Origin of the sequence: Xanthobacter sp. 91, from assembly GCF_000702385.1 — a bacterium.
Taxonomy (GTDB): domain Bacteria; phylum Pseudomonadota; class Alphaproteobacteria; order Rhizobiales; family Xanthobacteraceae; genus Xanthobacter; species Xanthobacter aminoxidans.
In genome coordinates this window covers 4,012,648-4,024,755 of the sequence record NZ_JNIB01000001.1, presented here as the reverse complement: position 1 = coordinate 4,024,755, position 12,108 = coordinate 4,012,648, and the positions used below count along the sequence as shown (strand labels likewise).

At 68.9% G+C, this 12,108-nt stretch carries 11 protein-coding genes and 1 riboswitch; of the genes, 8 read left to right on the top strand and 3 right to left on the bottom strand.

Annotation, left to right across the window (positions count from 1 at the left end; translation table 11 throughout):
• Positions 1-7: 7 nt before the first annotated feature.
• Genes cysS through cimA form a run of 3 tightly spaced genes read left to right on the top strand, consistent with a single transcriptional unit; the run spans position 8 to position 3,491 of the window.
• Positions 8-1,396 carry a cysteine--tRNA ligase gene (cysS, locus tag A37E_RS0118860; protein WP_029558025.1) on the top strand — a complete coding sequence of 463 codons (1,389 nt, stop codon included), beginning with the start codon at positions 8-10 and terminating at the stop codon, positions 1,394-1,396.
• Positions 1,393-1,881, top strand: coding sequence for a GNAT family N-acetyltransferase (locus tag A37E_RS0118855; protein ID WP_029558024.1), 489 nt, complete (start codon positions 1,393-1,395; stop codon positions 1,879-1,881). The genes cysS and A37E_RS0118855 overlap by 4 nt, the downstream gene beginning before the upstream one ends.
• On the top strand, positions 1,878-3,491 hold the full coding sequence (gene cimA, locus A37E_RS0118850) for a citramalate synthase (RefSeq protein WP_029558023.1): 1,614 nt from the start codon (positions 1,878-1,880) through the stop codon (positions 3,489-3,491). The genes A37E_RS0118855 and cimA overlap by 4 nt, the downstream gene beginning before the upstream one ends.
• A gap of 92 nt (positions 3,492-3,583) precedes the next feature.
• Here the strand turns inward: cimA and thiC are convergent, their stop codons facing one another.
• Positions 3,584-5,458, bottom strand: a complete 1,875-nt coding sequence (thiC, locus tag A37E_RS0118845) for a phosphomethylpyrimidine synthase ThiC (protein WP_029558022.1) — start codon at positions 5,456-5,458, stop codon at positions 3,584-3,586.
• An 82-nt stretch (positions 5,459-5,540) separates the two neighbouring features.
• Positions 5,541-5,673, bottom strand: a riboswitch (TPP riboswitch).
• 154 nt (positions 5,674-5,827) lie between these two features.
• Between thiC and bioB the strand changes: the two genes are divergently transcribed.
• Positions 5,828-6,781, top strand: a complete 954-nt coding sequence (gene bioB, locus A37E_RS0118840; protein ID WP_029558021.1) for a biotin synthase BioB — start codon at positions 5,828-5,830, stop codon at positions 6,779-6,781.
• 228 nt (positions 6,782-7,009) lie between these two features.
• Here bioB and A37E_RS0118835 read toward each other — a convergent pair whose 3' ends face one another.
• Entirely contained in the window at positions 7,010-7,273 is a 264-nt protein-coding gene (locus A37E_RS0118835) for a hypothetical protein (protein ID WP_029558020.1), read from the bottom strand.
• Between the two features lie 298 nt (positions 7,274-7,571).
• Between A37E_RS0118835 and A37E_RS0118830 the strand changes: the two genes are divergently transcribed.
• From A37E_RS0118830 to A37E_RS0118815, 4 genes are all read left to right on the top strand, one after another.
• Positions 7,572-8,366, top strand: a complete 795-nt coding sequence (locus tag A37E_RS0118830; protein WP_029558019.1) for a thymidylate synthase — start codon at positions 7,572-7,574, stop codon at positions 8,364-8,366.
• Between the two features lie 29 nt (positions 8,367-8,395).
• Positions 8,396-8,995: an alpha/beta fold hydrolase gene (locus A37E_RS0118825; protein ID WP_029558018.1), complete on the top strand. Its 600-nt coding sequence runs from the start codon at positions 8,396-8,398 to the stop codon at positions 8,993-8,995.
• Between the two features lie 183 nt (positions 8,996-9,178).
• Positions 9,179-10,297, top strand: coding sequence for a DUF533 domain-containing protein (locus A37E_RS27655; RefSeq protein WP_051679166.1), 1,119 nt, complete (start codon positions 9,179-9,181; stop codon positions 10,295-10,297).
• A 122-nt stretch (positions 10,298-10,419) separates the two neighbouring features.
• Positions 10,420-11,283 carry a protein-methionine-sulfoxide reductase heme-binding subunit MsrQ gene (locus A37E_RS0118815; RefSeq protein ID WP_029558016.1) on the top strand — a complete coding sequence of 288 codons (864 nt, stop codon included), beginning with the start codon at positions 10,420-10,422 and terminating at the stop codon, positions 11,281-11,283.
• A 275-nt stretch (positions 11,284-11,558) separates the two neighbouring features.
• Here A37E_RS0118815 and A37E_RS0118810 read toward each other — a convergent pair whose 3' ends face one another.
• A complete protein-coding gene (locus A37E_RS0118810) occupies positions 11,559-12,065 on the bottom strand; it encodes an acetone carboxylase subunit gamma (RefSeq protein ID WP_024279572.1) in 507 nt (168 codons plus the stop codon).
• Between the last annotated feature and the right edge of the window lie 43 nt (positions 12,066-12,108).

The following is a 12,108-nucleotide window of genomic DNA, read 5'->3' as shown; positions in this document are numbered from 1 at the left end:
ACGATCCATGGAGCTCAGGCTCTACAACACGCTGACCCGCTCGAAGGACCTGCTGCGTCCGCTCGATCCCTTGAACGTGCGCATGTATGTGTGCGGGCCGACGGTCTACGACCATGCCCATATCGGCAATGCCCGCCCGGTCATCGTCTTCGACGTGCTGTTCCGGCTGCTGCGGCGCCTCTACGGGGCGGAGCACGTCAAGTACGTCCGCAACATCACGGACGTGGACGACAAGATCAACGCCCGCGCCGCCGATCGCGCCATCTCCATCCGCGACCTGACGGAAGAGACCTATCGCTGGTTCCGCGAGGATACGGCGGCGCTGAACTGCCTGCCGCCCACCGTGGAGCCCCGCGCCACCGAGCATATCGAGGAGATGCGCATCCTCATCGAGCGGCTCGTCGCCTCCGGCCATGCCTATGTGGCGGAGGAGCATGTGCTGTTCCACGTGCCCTCCATGCCGGACTACGGTCGCCTCTCCCGCCGCTCACTGGACGAGATGATGGCCGGCGCCCGCGTGGACGTCGCCCCCTACAAGCGCGACGCCATGGACTTCGTGCTGTGGAAGCCGAGCGCCGCGGGCGTGCCCGGCTGGCCCTCGCCCTGCGGCATCACCACCCCCGGCCGCCCCGGCTGGCACATCGAATGCTCGGCCATGAGCTGGAAGCACCTGGGCGAGACCTTCGACATCCATGGCGGCGGCATCGACCTCGTCTTCCCGCACCACGAGAACGAGATCGCGCAGTCGCGCTGCGCCTTCCATTCCGGCGTCATGGCGCAGATGTGGATGCACAACGGCTTCCTGATGCTGGAAGGCGAGAAGATGTCGAAGTCCCTCGGCAACTTCGTCACCATCCGCGAGCTGCTGGACGAGTGGCCGGGCGAGGTGCTGCGCCTCGCCATGCTCTCCACCCACTACCGCCAGCCCATCAACTGGACCCGCCAGGGCCTCGGCTTCGCCGCCAAGACGCTGGACAAATGGTATCGCGTGATCGGCGACGTGGAGGCCGAGACAGGCGACGCCAACCCGTTCGAGAGCGAGATTGCCGACCGCCTGTCCGACGACCTCAACACGCCCTCCGTCATCGCCCACCTGCACCACCTCGCCGAAGTGGCGGAGCACGAGGACACCTCCTCCGCTCTGCGCCGCCGCTTCAAGGGCGCGGCCAACCTGCTCGGCCTGCTCGGGGATACCGAAACCGGGTGGCGCGCGCGGCAGAAGGAGGGCATTGCCCTCGACGAGGGGGTGATTGCCGGCCTCATCGCCGACCGCATCGCCGCCCGCAAGGCGAAGGACTTCAAGCGCGCCGACCAGATCCGCGAGGAGCTGGCCGCCAAGGGCATCGTGCTGATGGACAACAAGGACGGGACCACCAGCTGGGAGGTGTCGCGATGAGCGCCATTTCCCTGCGCCCCTACCTCCCCGCCGATGCGCCGGCGCTGGCCGACCTGTTCCGCGCCGCCATCGCTGAGCTGACCGGCGAGGACTACGACAGCGAGCAGCAGGACGCCTGGGCCGCCAAGGCCGACGACGCGGAGGCCTTCGCCGCCCGCCTCGCCGCCAGCCTCACCCTCGTCGCCCTGCGCGGCAAGACGGTGGCCGGCTTCGTCTCGCTGAAGGACAATGCCCACATCGACATGCTCTATGTGGCGCCGGACGCCGTCGGCACCGGGGTCGCGAAAGCCCTGTGCGACGCCGCCGAGACGCTGGCCAAGGCGCGCGGCACCCGCAAGCTCACCGTGGACGCCAGCGACACCGCCCTCGGCTTCTTCCAGAAGCGCGGCTACGAGCCCCAGCGCCGCAACATGGTGCCGCTGGCCGACACCTGGCTCGCCAACACGGCGATGACGAAGACGCTGGGGGAAGGGGCCGGGCAATGACGGGCGCAGCTGCCGAGGGGCGTGAACGCCTCTACCTCTTCGACACCACCCTGCGTGACGGGGCGCAGACGAACGGTGTCGATTTCACCGTGGCCGACAAGCTCAGGGTGCTTGCCCTGCTGGACCGGCTGGGCGTGGACTATGTGGAGGCCGGCTATCCCGGCGCCAATCCCACGGACACGCAGCTTTTTGCCGAGAAGCACGACGCCAAGGCGCGCGTGACCGCCTTCGGCATGACCAAGCGCCCCGGCCGCTCGGCCTCCAACGATCCCGGCGTCGCGGCGCTGCTGGCGGCCAACGCCGACGCCATCTGCTTCGTCGCCAAATCCTCCGCCTATCAGGTGCGGGTGGCGCTGGAGACCACGAAGGAGGAGAACCTCGCCTCCATCCGCGAGAGCGTCGAGGCGGCGATTGCCGCCGGGCGCGAGGCGCTGGTGGATTGCGAGCATTTCTTCGACGGCTTCAAGGAAGACCCCGACTTCGCCCTCGCCTGCGCCCGCACCGCCTACGAGGCCGGCGCGCGCTGGGTGGTGCTGTGCGATACCAATGGCGGCACGCTGCCCCACGAGGTGGAAGCCATCGTCGCCGAGGTGGTGAAGGTGGTGCCGGGCACGAATGTGGGCATCCACGCGCACAACGACACCGAGCAGGCGGTGGCCAATTCGCTGGCCGCCGTGCGCGCCGGCGCGCGGCAGATCCAGGGCACGCTCAACGGCCTCGGCGAGCGCTGCGGCAACGCCAATCTCTGCTCGCTCATCCCCACGCTGCTGCTGAAAAAGGATTTCGCCGAGCGCTTCGACATCGGCGTGGGAGAGGAGGCGCTGGGCGAGCTGGTCCATGTGTCCCGCACGCTCGACGAGATGCTGAACCGCGCCCCCGACCGGCACGCGCCCTATGTGGGCGAGAGCGCCTTCGCCACCAAGGCCGGCATCCACGCCTCCGCCATCCTGAAGGACCCCGCCACCTACGAGCATGTCGCGCCGGAGAAGGTGGGCAACCGCCGCCGCGTGATGGTCTCCGACCAGGCCGGCCGCTCCAACGTCCTGTCCGAGCTGGAGCGCCTCGGCGTGCCGGTGGATCGGAAGGACCCGCGCATCGCCCGCCTGCTGGACGAGGTGAAGGAGCGCGAGGCGCTGGGCTATTCCTACGAGGCGGCGGACGCCTCCTTCGCGCTTCTGGCGCGCCGCATGCTGGGCTCGGTGCCGGACTATTTCGCCGTGGAGCGCTTCAAGGTGAACGTGGAGCGCCGCTACAACGCGCAGGGCGAGCTTGTCACCGTCGCCGAGGCCATCGTGAAGGTGAAGGTGGACGACGAGACCCTGATCTCCGCCGCCGAGGGCAACGGCCCGGTGAACGCGCTGGACGTGGCCCTGCGCAAGGATCTCGGCAAGTACCAGCCCTTCATCTCGGGCCTCCACCTCACCGACTATCGCGTGCGCGTGCTCAACGGCGGCACGGAGGCGGTGACGCGGGTGCTGATCGAGAGCGCGGACGAGACCGGCGACCGCTGGACCACGGTGGGCGTCTCCCCCAACATCATCGACGCCTCCTTCGAGGCGCTGCTGGATTCCATCACCTGGAAACTGCTGAAGGAAGGCGCGCCGGCCTGACGGGCTCGCGAGCCGGAATGTAAAAAAGGCCGGGCTGCGAAGGCCCGGCCTTTTCTTTTCAGTCCTGCGCTGGCGCCGTCAGCGCCCTGCCCTCACTCCGCCGCGGCGGGCGGAGGGGGCGCGACTTCCGGGGCGGGCGTGTAGATCAGGCCGCCGCCGTCGCGGAACTTCTGGGCCATCTCGGCCATGCCCGAGGAGGCGAGGTTGTCGGCCTGGGCGCGGGCGATGTCGCCGGCTTCCAGCTTCAGCTCCTGCGAGATCTTCATGGAGCAGAACTTCGGCCCGCACATGGAGCAGAAGTGCGCCACCTTGGCGCCCTCGGCGGGGAGCGTCTCGTCGTGGAAGCGCTCGGCCGTCTCCGGGTCGAGCGAGAGCGCGAACTGGTCGCGCCAGCGGAAGGAGAAGCGGGCCCGGGAGAGCGCATCGTCGCGGATGCGCGCGGCCGGGTGGCCCTTGGCGAGGTCGGCGGCGTGGGCGGCGATCTTGTAGGAGATGACGCCGGTCTTCACGTCGTCGCGGTCGGGCAGGCCGAGATGCTCCTTCGGCGTGACGTAGCAGAGCATCGCCGTGCCGAACCAGCCGATCATCGCCGCGCCGATGGCGGAAGAGATGTGGTCGTAGCCGGGGGAGATGTCCGTCACCAGCGGGCCGAGGGTGTAGAACGGCGCTTCGTGGCAGACCTTGAGCTGCTTCTCCACATTCTCGCGGATGAGGTGGAGCGGCACGTGGCCGGGGCCCTCGATCATCACCTGGCAATCGTACTTCCAGGCGATCTCGGTGAGCTGGCCGAGCGTCTCCAGCTCGGCGAACTGCGCGGCGTCGTTGGCGTCCGCGATGGAGCCGGGGCGCAGGCCGTCGCCGAGGGAGAAGGCCACGTCATACTGGGCGAGGATCTCGCACAGCTCTTCGAAATGCTCGTAGAGGAAGCTCTCCTTGTGGTGCGCGAGGCACCACTTGGCCATGATGGAGCCGCCGCGCGAGACGATGCCGGTGACGCGGTTGGCGGTGAGCGGCACGAAGGGCAGGCGCACGCCGGCGTGCACCGTCATGTAGTCCACGCCCTGCTCGGCCTGCTCGATCACCGTGTCGCGGAAGATCTCCCAGGTCAGGTCCTCGGCGACGCCGTTCACCTTCTCCAGCGCCTGATAGAGCGGCACGGTGCCGATGGGCACCGGCGAGTTGCGCATGATCCATTCGCGGATGGTGTGGATGTTCTTGCCCGTGCTGAGGTCCATCACCGTGTCGGCGCCCCAGCGAGTGGCCCACACCAGCTTGTCCACCTCTTCCGCCACGCCCGAGGTCACGGCCGAATTGCCGATGTTGGCGTTGATCTTCACGAGGAAGTTCCGGCCAATGGCCATCGGCTCGGTTTCGGGGTGGTTGATGTTGTTGGGGATGATGGCGCGGCCGCGCGCCACTTCCTGCCGCACGAATTCCGGGGTGATCTCGGCGGGGATCGCCGCGCCGAGGCCCATGGCCTGATGGTGGGGATGGGCGCCGCCGTTCACCTTGGCGAGGTTCTCGCGGGCGGCGACATATTCCATCTCGGGCGTGATGATGCCGGCGCGGGCATAGGCCATCTGGGTCGGGCGCTTGCCCGCCTTGGCGCGCAGCGGCCTGCGTCCGGAGAGATCGAACTGCGGCAGGGTGGAGGACTGGCCCTCCTTCAGGCCGTTGTCCTCGGGGCGGACGGCGCGGGCCTCCACCTCTTCCACGTCGCCGCGCTCGCGAATCCACTGGGCGCGCAGCTGCGGCAGGCCCTTGGTGAGGTCGATGACGGCATCGAGGTCGGTATAGGGGCCGGAGGTGTCGTACACCTTCACCGGCGGCTCGGACGGATCGGTCAGCGCGATCTCGCGCATGGCGACGCGCACGTCCGGCCGGGTGGCGGACACAAACACCTTGCGCGAATGGGGCAGTGGCCCGGTGGTGACTTTCAGGGAGGACGTCGAGGCTTCGTCCAGCATTGCGGATCTCCGTTCAGCTTGCGCTTTCAACGAGAACCGGGGTGTTGAGCTAGGAGACGGGTGCGGAGCGACGCTGAGCGCCGGGAAGCACAAGTTCCGATCCCTTCGCCGGTATGACCCGGATCAGGTTCGAAGGGTCATCGCGGCGCCGCGGAGCATTCCCCCCGCGAACTTGCGATATCTCAGCCCCTTCCGGGACCCCCCTTGGAACAATGACACTGTGATGTATACGAAAGCCCAATGTCAACGCTGCACTGCAGCACGCGCATAGGTCAAGTCACCCAATTGGGAATGCCGGCGGTATTGGAACGCGCCGCGAAGCCGACTAGACCAGCCCTCCCACATCGCAAGGAGCATGGGCATATGGGCATGGCTGAAGACGGCACGATCCGCCACGACTGGACCGTTGACGAGATCGCGGCGCTCATGGACCTGCCCTTGCTGGAGCTGGTGGGCCGGGCCAATGCCGTCCACCGCGCCAATCACGATCCCAACGAAGTGCAGCGGGCGAGCCTGCTCTCCATCAAGACCGGCGGCTGCCCGGAGGATTGCGCCTATTGCTCCCAGTCCGCCCGCCATGCGGAAGTGGACCTGACGCGCGAGAAGTTCCTCGATCCCGCCTCCGTCATCGCCCTCGCCGAACAGGCGCAGGTCAACGGCGCCGAGCGCTTCTGCATGGGCGCGGCGTGGCGGCGGGTGAAGGAAGGGCGCGAGTTCGACGCCGTGCTGGAGATGGTGCGCGGCGTGCGCGGCCTCGGCATGGAGGCCTGCGTGACGCTCGGCATGCTGGAGCCGCACCAGGCCCAGCGCCTCGCCGAGGCCGGGCTCACCGCCTACAACCACAATCTCGATACGGGGCCGGATTTCTACGGCGAGATCGTCACCACCCGCACCTATGCGGACCGGATCGATACCCTCACCTGCGTGCGCGCGGCGGGCATCGAATTGTGCTCCGGCGGCATCATCGGCATGGGCGAGACCATGCGCGACCGCGCGGCCATGCTTCAGGTGCTGGCGGGGTTCGATCCGCATCCCGAAAGCGTGCCGGTGAATGCGCTGGTGGCGGTGGAAGGCACGCCGCTGGCCGATCGCCCGCCGGTGGACCCGCTGGAGATCGTGCGCATGGTCGCCACCGCCCGCCTCGTCATGCCCGCCTCGCGGGTGCGCCTCTCGGCTGGACGCGCCGCCCTGAGCCGTGAGGCGCAGATCCTGTGCTTCCTCGCGGGGGCGAATTCGGTGTTCTACGGGGACACGCTGCTCACCACCCCCAATGCCGGCCTCGGCGCGGATGCCGCGCTGTTCGAGGCCATCGGCGGCGCCTGATGGGCGGGGGTAGGCGGAGATCAGGAGACCCTCGCACCCCGGACGCATGCAGCGATCAGCGGAATGCGAGCCGGGGTCCAGCGCAAGAGACCGCCGCAGGCGCTTCAATTCAACGGCTCAGGAGAATCGCCGGCTGCGCCGGACTCTCCCCTGGTCCCCGGCTCAGCGCTCCGTCTGCGCCGTCGCTTGGCCGGGGAGCGAGGCAGCCATGGGCCGCCTCGCCACGTTTCACGCCGCGAGGTGAGCGTGGTGCAGGCGCACCCGGTCGTGGTTGCGCGACTGGGCGCGGTCTTCCTTATTCGGGCGCTGCTGGGCCTTGATCTGGCGCAGCACCTCGTCGAGCCGGGTGAGGGCATCGCTGGCGGCGTGCTCCTCGCGGCTCGATCCCGCCTCCCAGGCGGCCTCGTTGCGGAAGTCCTCGGCCTGCGCTTCCTGCGCCAGATAGGCGCGAACCTCGAGCAGCGCTGCCGTGAGGTTGGTTTGGGAGCTCATGTGTCTTGCCCTTGATCGTCACGAGTCTTGGTGCGTGCTCTTGCTGGTCTAATACGGCCGGGTCGTGGCGAAAAAGGGGGTCTCCAAGGGTCATACGCTGCGGAAATCCCTCACTTTTTCGCCATCTGCCCCCGCCGTGCCACACCTGTCCCAGCGTCAGCCTTGCCATAAGAAGCCGGCAACCATGTTCCCGCCGGCATGTGGATGGCGGCCGGCGGGTGCTGGCCGCATCCGGACGGGCGGGCTAAAGTCGGACGGCGAAAGCCTTATGGCGCTTGATCTTGGCCGGACATACCTAATGGAAGTTTACCAGCAGCTCCTGCGCAGCATTCTCGATGAGGGCGTGCGCAAGGACGACCGGACCGGCACCGGCACCCTCTCGGTGTTCGGGCACCAGATGCGATTCGATCTGGCGCGCGGCTTCCCCCTCGTGACCACCAAGAAGCTGCACCTGAAATCCATCGTCCACGAGCTTCTGTGGTTCCTCGCCGGCGACACCAACATCCGCTACCTCAAGGAAAACGGCGTCTCCATCTGGGACGAGTGGGCCGACGCCAAGGGCGATCTCGGCCCGGTCTACGGCCACCAGTGGCGCTCCTGGCCGACGCCGGAGGGCGGCGTGATCGACCAGATCGCGCAGGTGGTCTCCGACATCCGCCGCAACCCTGATTCGCGCCGCCTCATCGTCACCGCCTGGAACCCGGCGGACGTGGCGAAGATGGCCCTGCCCCCCTGCCACTGCCTGTTCCAGTTCTACGTGCTGGAGGGCAAGCTCTCCTGCCAGCTCTACCAGCGCTCGGCGGACGTGTTCCTCGGCGTGCCGTTCAATATCGCCTCCTATGCGCTGCTCACCCACATGGTGGCGCAGGTGACGGGGCTGGGCGTCGGCGATTTCGTCCATACGCTGGGCGATGCGCACCTCTATGTGAACCACCTCGATCAGGCCCGCGAGCAGCTCTCCCGCACCCCGCGCGCCCTGCCCTCCCTGCGGCTGAACCCGGCGGTAACGGACCTCTTCGCCTTCCGCTACGAGGACATCGAGATCGTGAACTACGATCCCCACCCGGCCATCAAGGCCCCGGTGGCGGTCTAGCCGCCCGCAGCCATCCGGCCCGCCAAGCCATGATCGAGACGCTGTTCCTGCCCGGCGCAACGGGAGACGCCGCGTTCTGGAAGCCCGTCGCGGCCCGGGCCGCATGGGAGGGCACGTTCTTCTCCTGGCCCGGACTGGGCAGCCAGCCCGCCAGCGCGGACGTGAACAGCATCGATGATCTCGTCGGGCGGGTCGCGGACCGCATGCGCCAGCCGGTGGCCATCGTCGCCCAGTCCATGGGCGGCTATATCGCGCTGAAGCTGGCGCTCGCCTTCCCCCACCTTGTCCGGACACTGGTCCTATGCGTGACCTCGGGCGGGGTTCCGGTGGCTGATCTGGGCGGAGAAGACTGGCGCCCGGACTATTTCGGCGCCTTCCCGGACGCGGCGCGGTGGATCGCCGATCCCGTCGAGGATCTTTCCGACCGGCTGCCCTCGGTCCGCGCGCTGACGCTGCTGCTGTGGGGCGACGCCGATCCCATCAGCCCGGTGGCGGTCGGGGAAAGGCTGGCGCGCCTGCTGCCCAATTCGCGCCTGTGCATCCTGCCGGGGGCGGGACATGATCTGGCGCAGACCCACGCGGCGGCGGTAGCGGACGAGATCCGGCGTCATCTGATCGCGACTTCGTAAGCCTATTGAGCCGGGGCGGAGCATCTTCGGGCTTGTCCGGGTGCGGACTTCGTCCTTAGCTCACGCGCGGGCTCGGGCGGCCCCATAAGCAAGATCATGCCCGCATTTGGACTCAACAGGGCTGTAGCAGCCCGATCGCGGCCGGGCCTTGCCCCGCGCAGCGGCACCTTGAGGGAGGAAGCCATGGCCGGAACGGGTGATCTTCTGGGACAACTCATCGGCGCGGCGCTCGGCTCGGGCAGCGTGCGGGGCGGCGGCGCGCAGCAGACCGGGGGCGGACTGCCGGGCGGGCTCGGCGACATTCTCGGCCAGGTGCTCGGCGGCGGCGCGGGCGGCAGTGGCGCGGGCGGTGGCGCGCAGGGCGGAGGCGGACTGCCGGGCGGGCTGGGCGACATCCTCGGACAGGTGCTCGGCGGCGGTCAGCGCGGCGGAGCGGGCGGAGCGCCGTCGGGACTGCCCGGCGGCCTCGGCGACATCCTGGGGCAAGTGCTCGGCGGCGGACGCGGGGCGCCGCAGGGTGGTCCGTCCGGCGGCGCGGCGGGCGGTTCCTCCGGCAGGCTGGAGGACATTCTCGGCCAGATTCTCGGCGGTGGCGCGGGCGGGCCGTCCGGCGGCTCCACGCAGGGGGGCGGCATGTCCGGCGGCGCGGGCGGAGGTCTCGGCGATCTCGCCTCAGAGGCCCTCGGCCGCGGCGGCTCGTCCACGGCCGGCGGCTATCCCCAGCCGGAGCCGGTCCCGCCTTCCGACTATCGCCAGCCGCAGCCCTCGCCCCAGCCCGGCCATCAACCCTCCTCATCGGGCGGCAGCGACCTGATGCGATATGGCGGCCTCGCCATCATGGGGATGCTGGCCTGGAAGGCGTACCGCAAATGGCAGGCGGGGGCCGGCGGACGCGCGGCCTTCACCTCCGGCACGCCGGACGCCGCCTTCTCCCCCGCCGCCGCGCCGGGTGGCCCGGAAGCCTTCTCCGGCGTGCTGCTCTCGGCCATGGCCGCCGCCGCGCAGGCGGACGGGGAGATCGACGAGGAGGAGGTCTCGCGCATCGGCGGCGGGCTGGAGCGCATGGGTGCCGGCTCTCCCCAGCGGGATGCCCTCATCGCCATCCTCACCACGCCGGTGGACCCCAACGAGGTGGTCGCCGCCGCGACGACGCCGGAGGCGGCGCTGCAGATCTACGCGGCCTCCGCCCTCGCCATCCGGCCGGACAACGACGCCGAGCACGCCTATCTGGACTGGCTCGCCGGCGCGCTGGGCATCGAGCCCGGCCTCAAGGCGCAGATCGAGGGCGAGCTGAACGCCTGAGATACGCTCACGTCCAACTTCACGCCATCGTGCAGGCAGCGGCCGTAACGCTGCCGCAGGGGCCGGCGTAAGGGGAAGCAGGCGCCGGGCGGGCGCCTGCACAGCTTTGCCGAAAGGTCCCGATGCCCCTGTTTCACGAGCGCTCCGGCCGTTTCAGCCCCGAGAAGACCCTGTTCCTCGTTTCCAGCATCCTGCCGGCGGTGTGGCTCGTGGGCCTTGCCGCCAACGGCCAGCTCGGCGCGCGGCCGTGGACCGAGGCGATCCATTTCACCGGCCTGTGGGCCATCCGCTTCCTCGCGGTGACGCTGGCGGTGACGCCGCTGCGGCGGCTGTTCAACATGCCGAAGCTGCACTTCGGCCGGCGCATATTCGGCCTCGCCGCGCTCGGCTATGCGGCGCTCCACCTCACGCTCTACATCATCGATCAGGGCTTCGGCCGGGCGCTGAGCGAGATCGTGCTGCGCATCTACCTCACCATCGGCGCGGTGGCGGTGGCGCTGCTCGTGGCGCTGGGCGCCACCTCCACCGATGGCGCCATCCGCCGGCTCGGCGCGACGCGCTGGAACCGGCTGCACATGGCGGTCTATGCCATCGCGGTGCTGGGGACGGTGCATTTCTTCATGCAGTCGAAGCTTGATGTCACCGAGCCGGTGCTGATGGCCGGCATTTTCCTGCTGCTCTTCGCTTTCCGCGTCGCCGGGCACGGCGGGAAGGCCGTGACGCCCCTCGCCATGGCGGGCTTGTCCGTGGCCGGGGCAGCGCTCACGGCGGGCGTGGAAATGCTCTGGTATGCGCTGGCGACGCGGGTGGACCCGTTTCTGGTGCTGGATGCCAATTTCACCCTCGACCTCGGCCCCCGCCCGGCCGTGTGGGTGCTGGTGATCGGCCTCTGCGTGGCGGCGCTGGCCGCCATCAACCCGCCCGCCCCCGCGCCGCCGGCCGCCGCGCGGCGATGGCCGGCAAGGCGACGACCGGCAACGCGATGACCGGAAATACGGAAGGCGCCGGCGCCTGAAACGGCGAAAGGAAGGGGTGCCCTGAGCCCCCTTCCTTCCGCTTGACGCCGGGCTGAACCCGTCTCGCGCCCCGGACGCATGCAACGAAGTGGAATGCGATCCGGGGTCCAGCGCAACAGACCGCCGAAGGCGCTTCCTGCCCCGCCGCTCTCAGGCTTGGCCCCGCTGCGCGGGTGTTTCCCCTGGACCCCGGATCGGCGCTCCGGCTTCGCCGTCGCTGGTCCGGGGAACAGAGGAGACCGCCCTCACGCCGCGGCGCGTTCCGGCACCGGCAGGCCGAGCCATTCGGTGTAGAAGGCGTCGATGTCGGGCTGGAAGTCGTGGATCACCGGATACCAGGGGGTCGGCGCTTCCACGTCGTGGAGCGTGCCGCACTCGGGGCAGAAATATTCCCGGATCACCTGCCACGAGGGCGTCGGGGCCATGAGGCGGGGATAGATTTCCTCCATCTTCTGCGGCGTGTCGCGGACATGGACGCGGGCATGCAGCTTCCAATTGTCCTTCCAGTCACAGAAATCGTGGCCGCACTCGCAGCGCACGGTCCACTTCTTCGAGACCTTCTGCTGCACGATGTAGAGCTTCGGGCCGAGCGGCAGGATGATCTTCTCATCCCACGGAACGCGCTCCTGCAGGATCTCCACATAGGTCACGAACCGCTCGGGGTCCTTCGGGGTGGAGAGCATCTGGTGCAGCGTATCGGGATCGATCTTGCCTTCCACGAGATCGACGATCTTGGCGCGGGTATAGGACATGGTTTCCTCCTGAATATTTCTGGGTTTCCTCGCCTCTCCGCGC

Excerpts from the sequence above, each read along its gene's own strand:
- cysS (WP_029558025.1), top strand. The coding sequence starts at position 8 with ATGGAGCTCAGGCTCTACAACACGCTGACCCGCTCGAAGGACCTGCTG.
- A37E_RS0118855 (WP_029558024.1), top strand. The coding sequence starts at position 1,393 with ATGAGCGCCATTTCCCTGCGCCCCTACCTCCCCGCCGATGCGCCGGCG.
- cimA (WP_029558023.1), top strand. The coding sequence starts at position 1,878 with ATGACGGGCGCAGCTGCCGAGGGGCGTGAACGCCTCTACCTCTTCGAC.
- thiC (WP_029558022.1), bottom strand. The coding sequence starts at position 5,458 with ATGCTGGACGAAGCCTCGACGTCCTCCCTGAAAGTCACCACCGGGCCA.
- bioB (WP_029558021.1), top strand. The coding sequence starts at position 5,828 with ATGGCTGAAGACGGCACGATCCGCCACGACTGGACCGTTGACGAGATC.
- A37E_RS0118835 (WP_029558020.1), bottom strand. The coding sequence starts at position 7,273 with ATGAGCTCCCAAACCAACCTCACGGCAGCGCTGCTCGAGGTTCGCGCC.
- A37E_RS0118830 (WP_029558019.1), top strand. The coding sequence starts at position 7,572 with ATGGAAGTTTACCAGCAGCTCCTGCGCAGCATTCTCGATGAGGGCGTG.
- A37E_RS0118825 (WP_029558018.1), top strand. The coding sequence starts at position 8,396 with ATGATCGAGACGCTGTTCCTGCCCGGCGCAACGGGAGACGCCGCGTTC.
- A37E_RS27655 (WP_051679166.1), top strand. The coding sequence starts at position 9,179 with ATGGCCGGAACGGGTGATCTTCTGGGACAACTCATCGGCGCGGCGCTC.
- A37E_RS0118815 (WP_029558016.1), top strand. The coding sequence starts at position 10,420 with ATGCCCCTGTTTCACGAGCGCTCCGGCCGTTTCAGCCCCGAGAAGACC.
- A37E_RS0118810 (WP_024279572.1), bottom strand. The coding sequence starts at position 12,065 with ATGTCCTATACCCGCGCCAAGATCGTCGATCTCGTGGAAGGCAAGATC.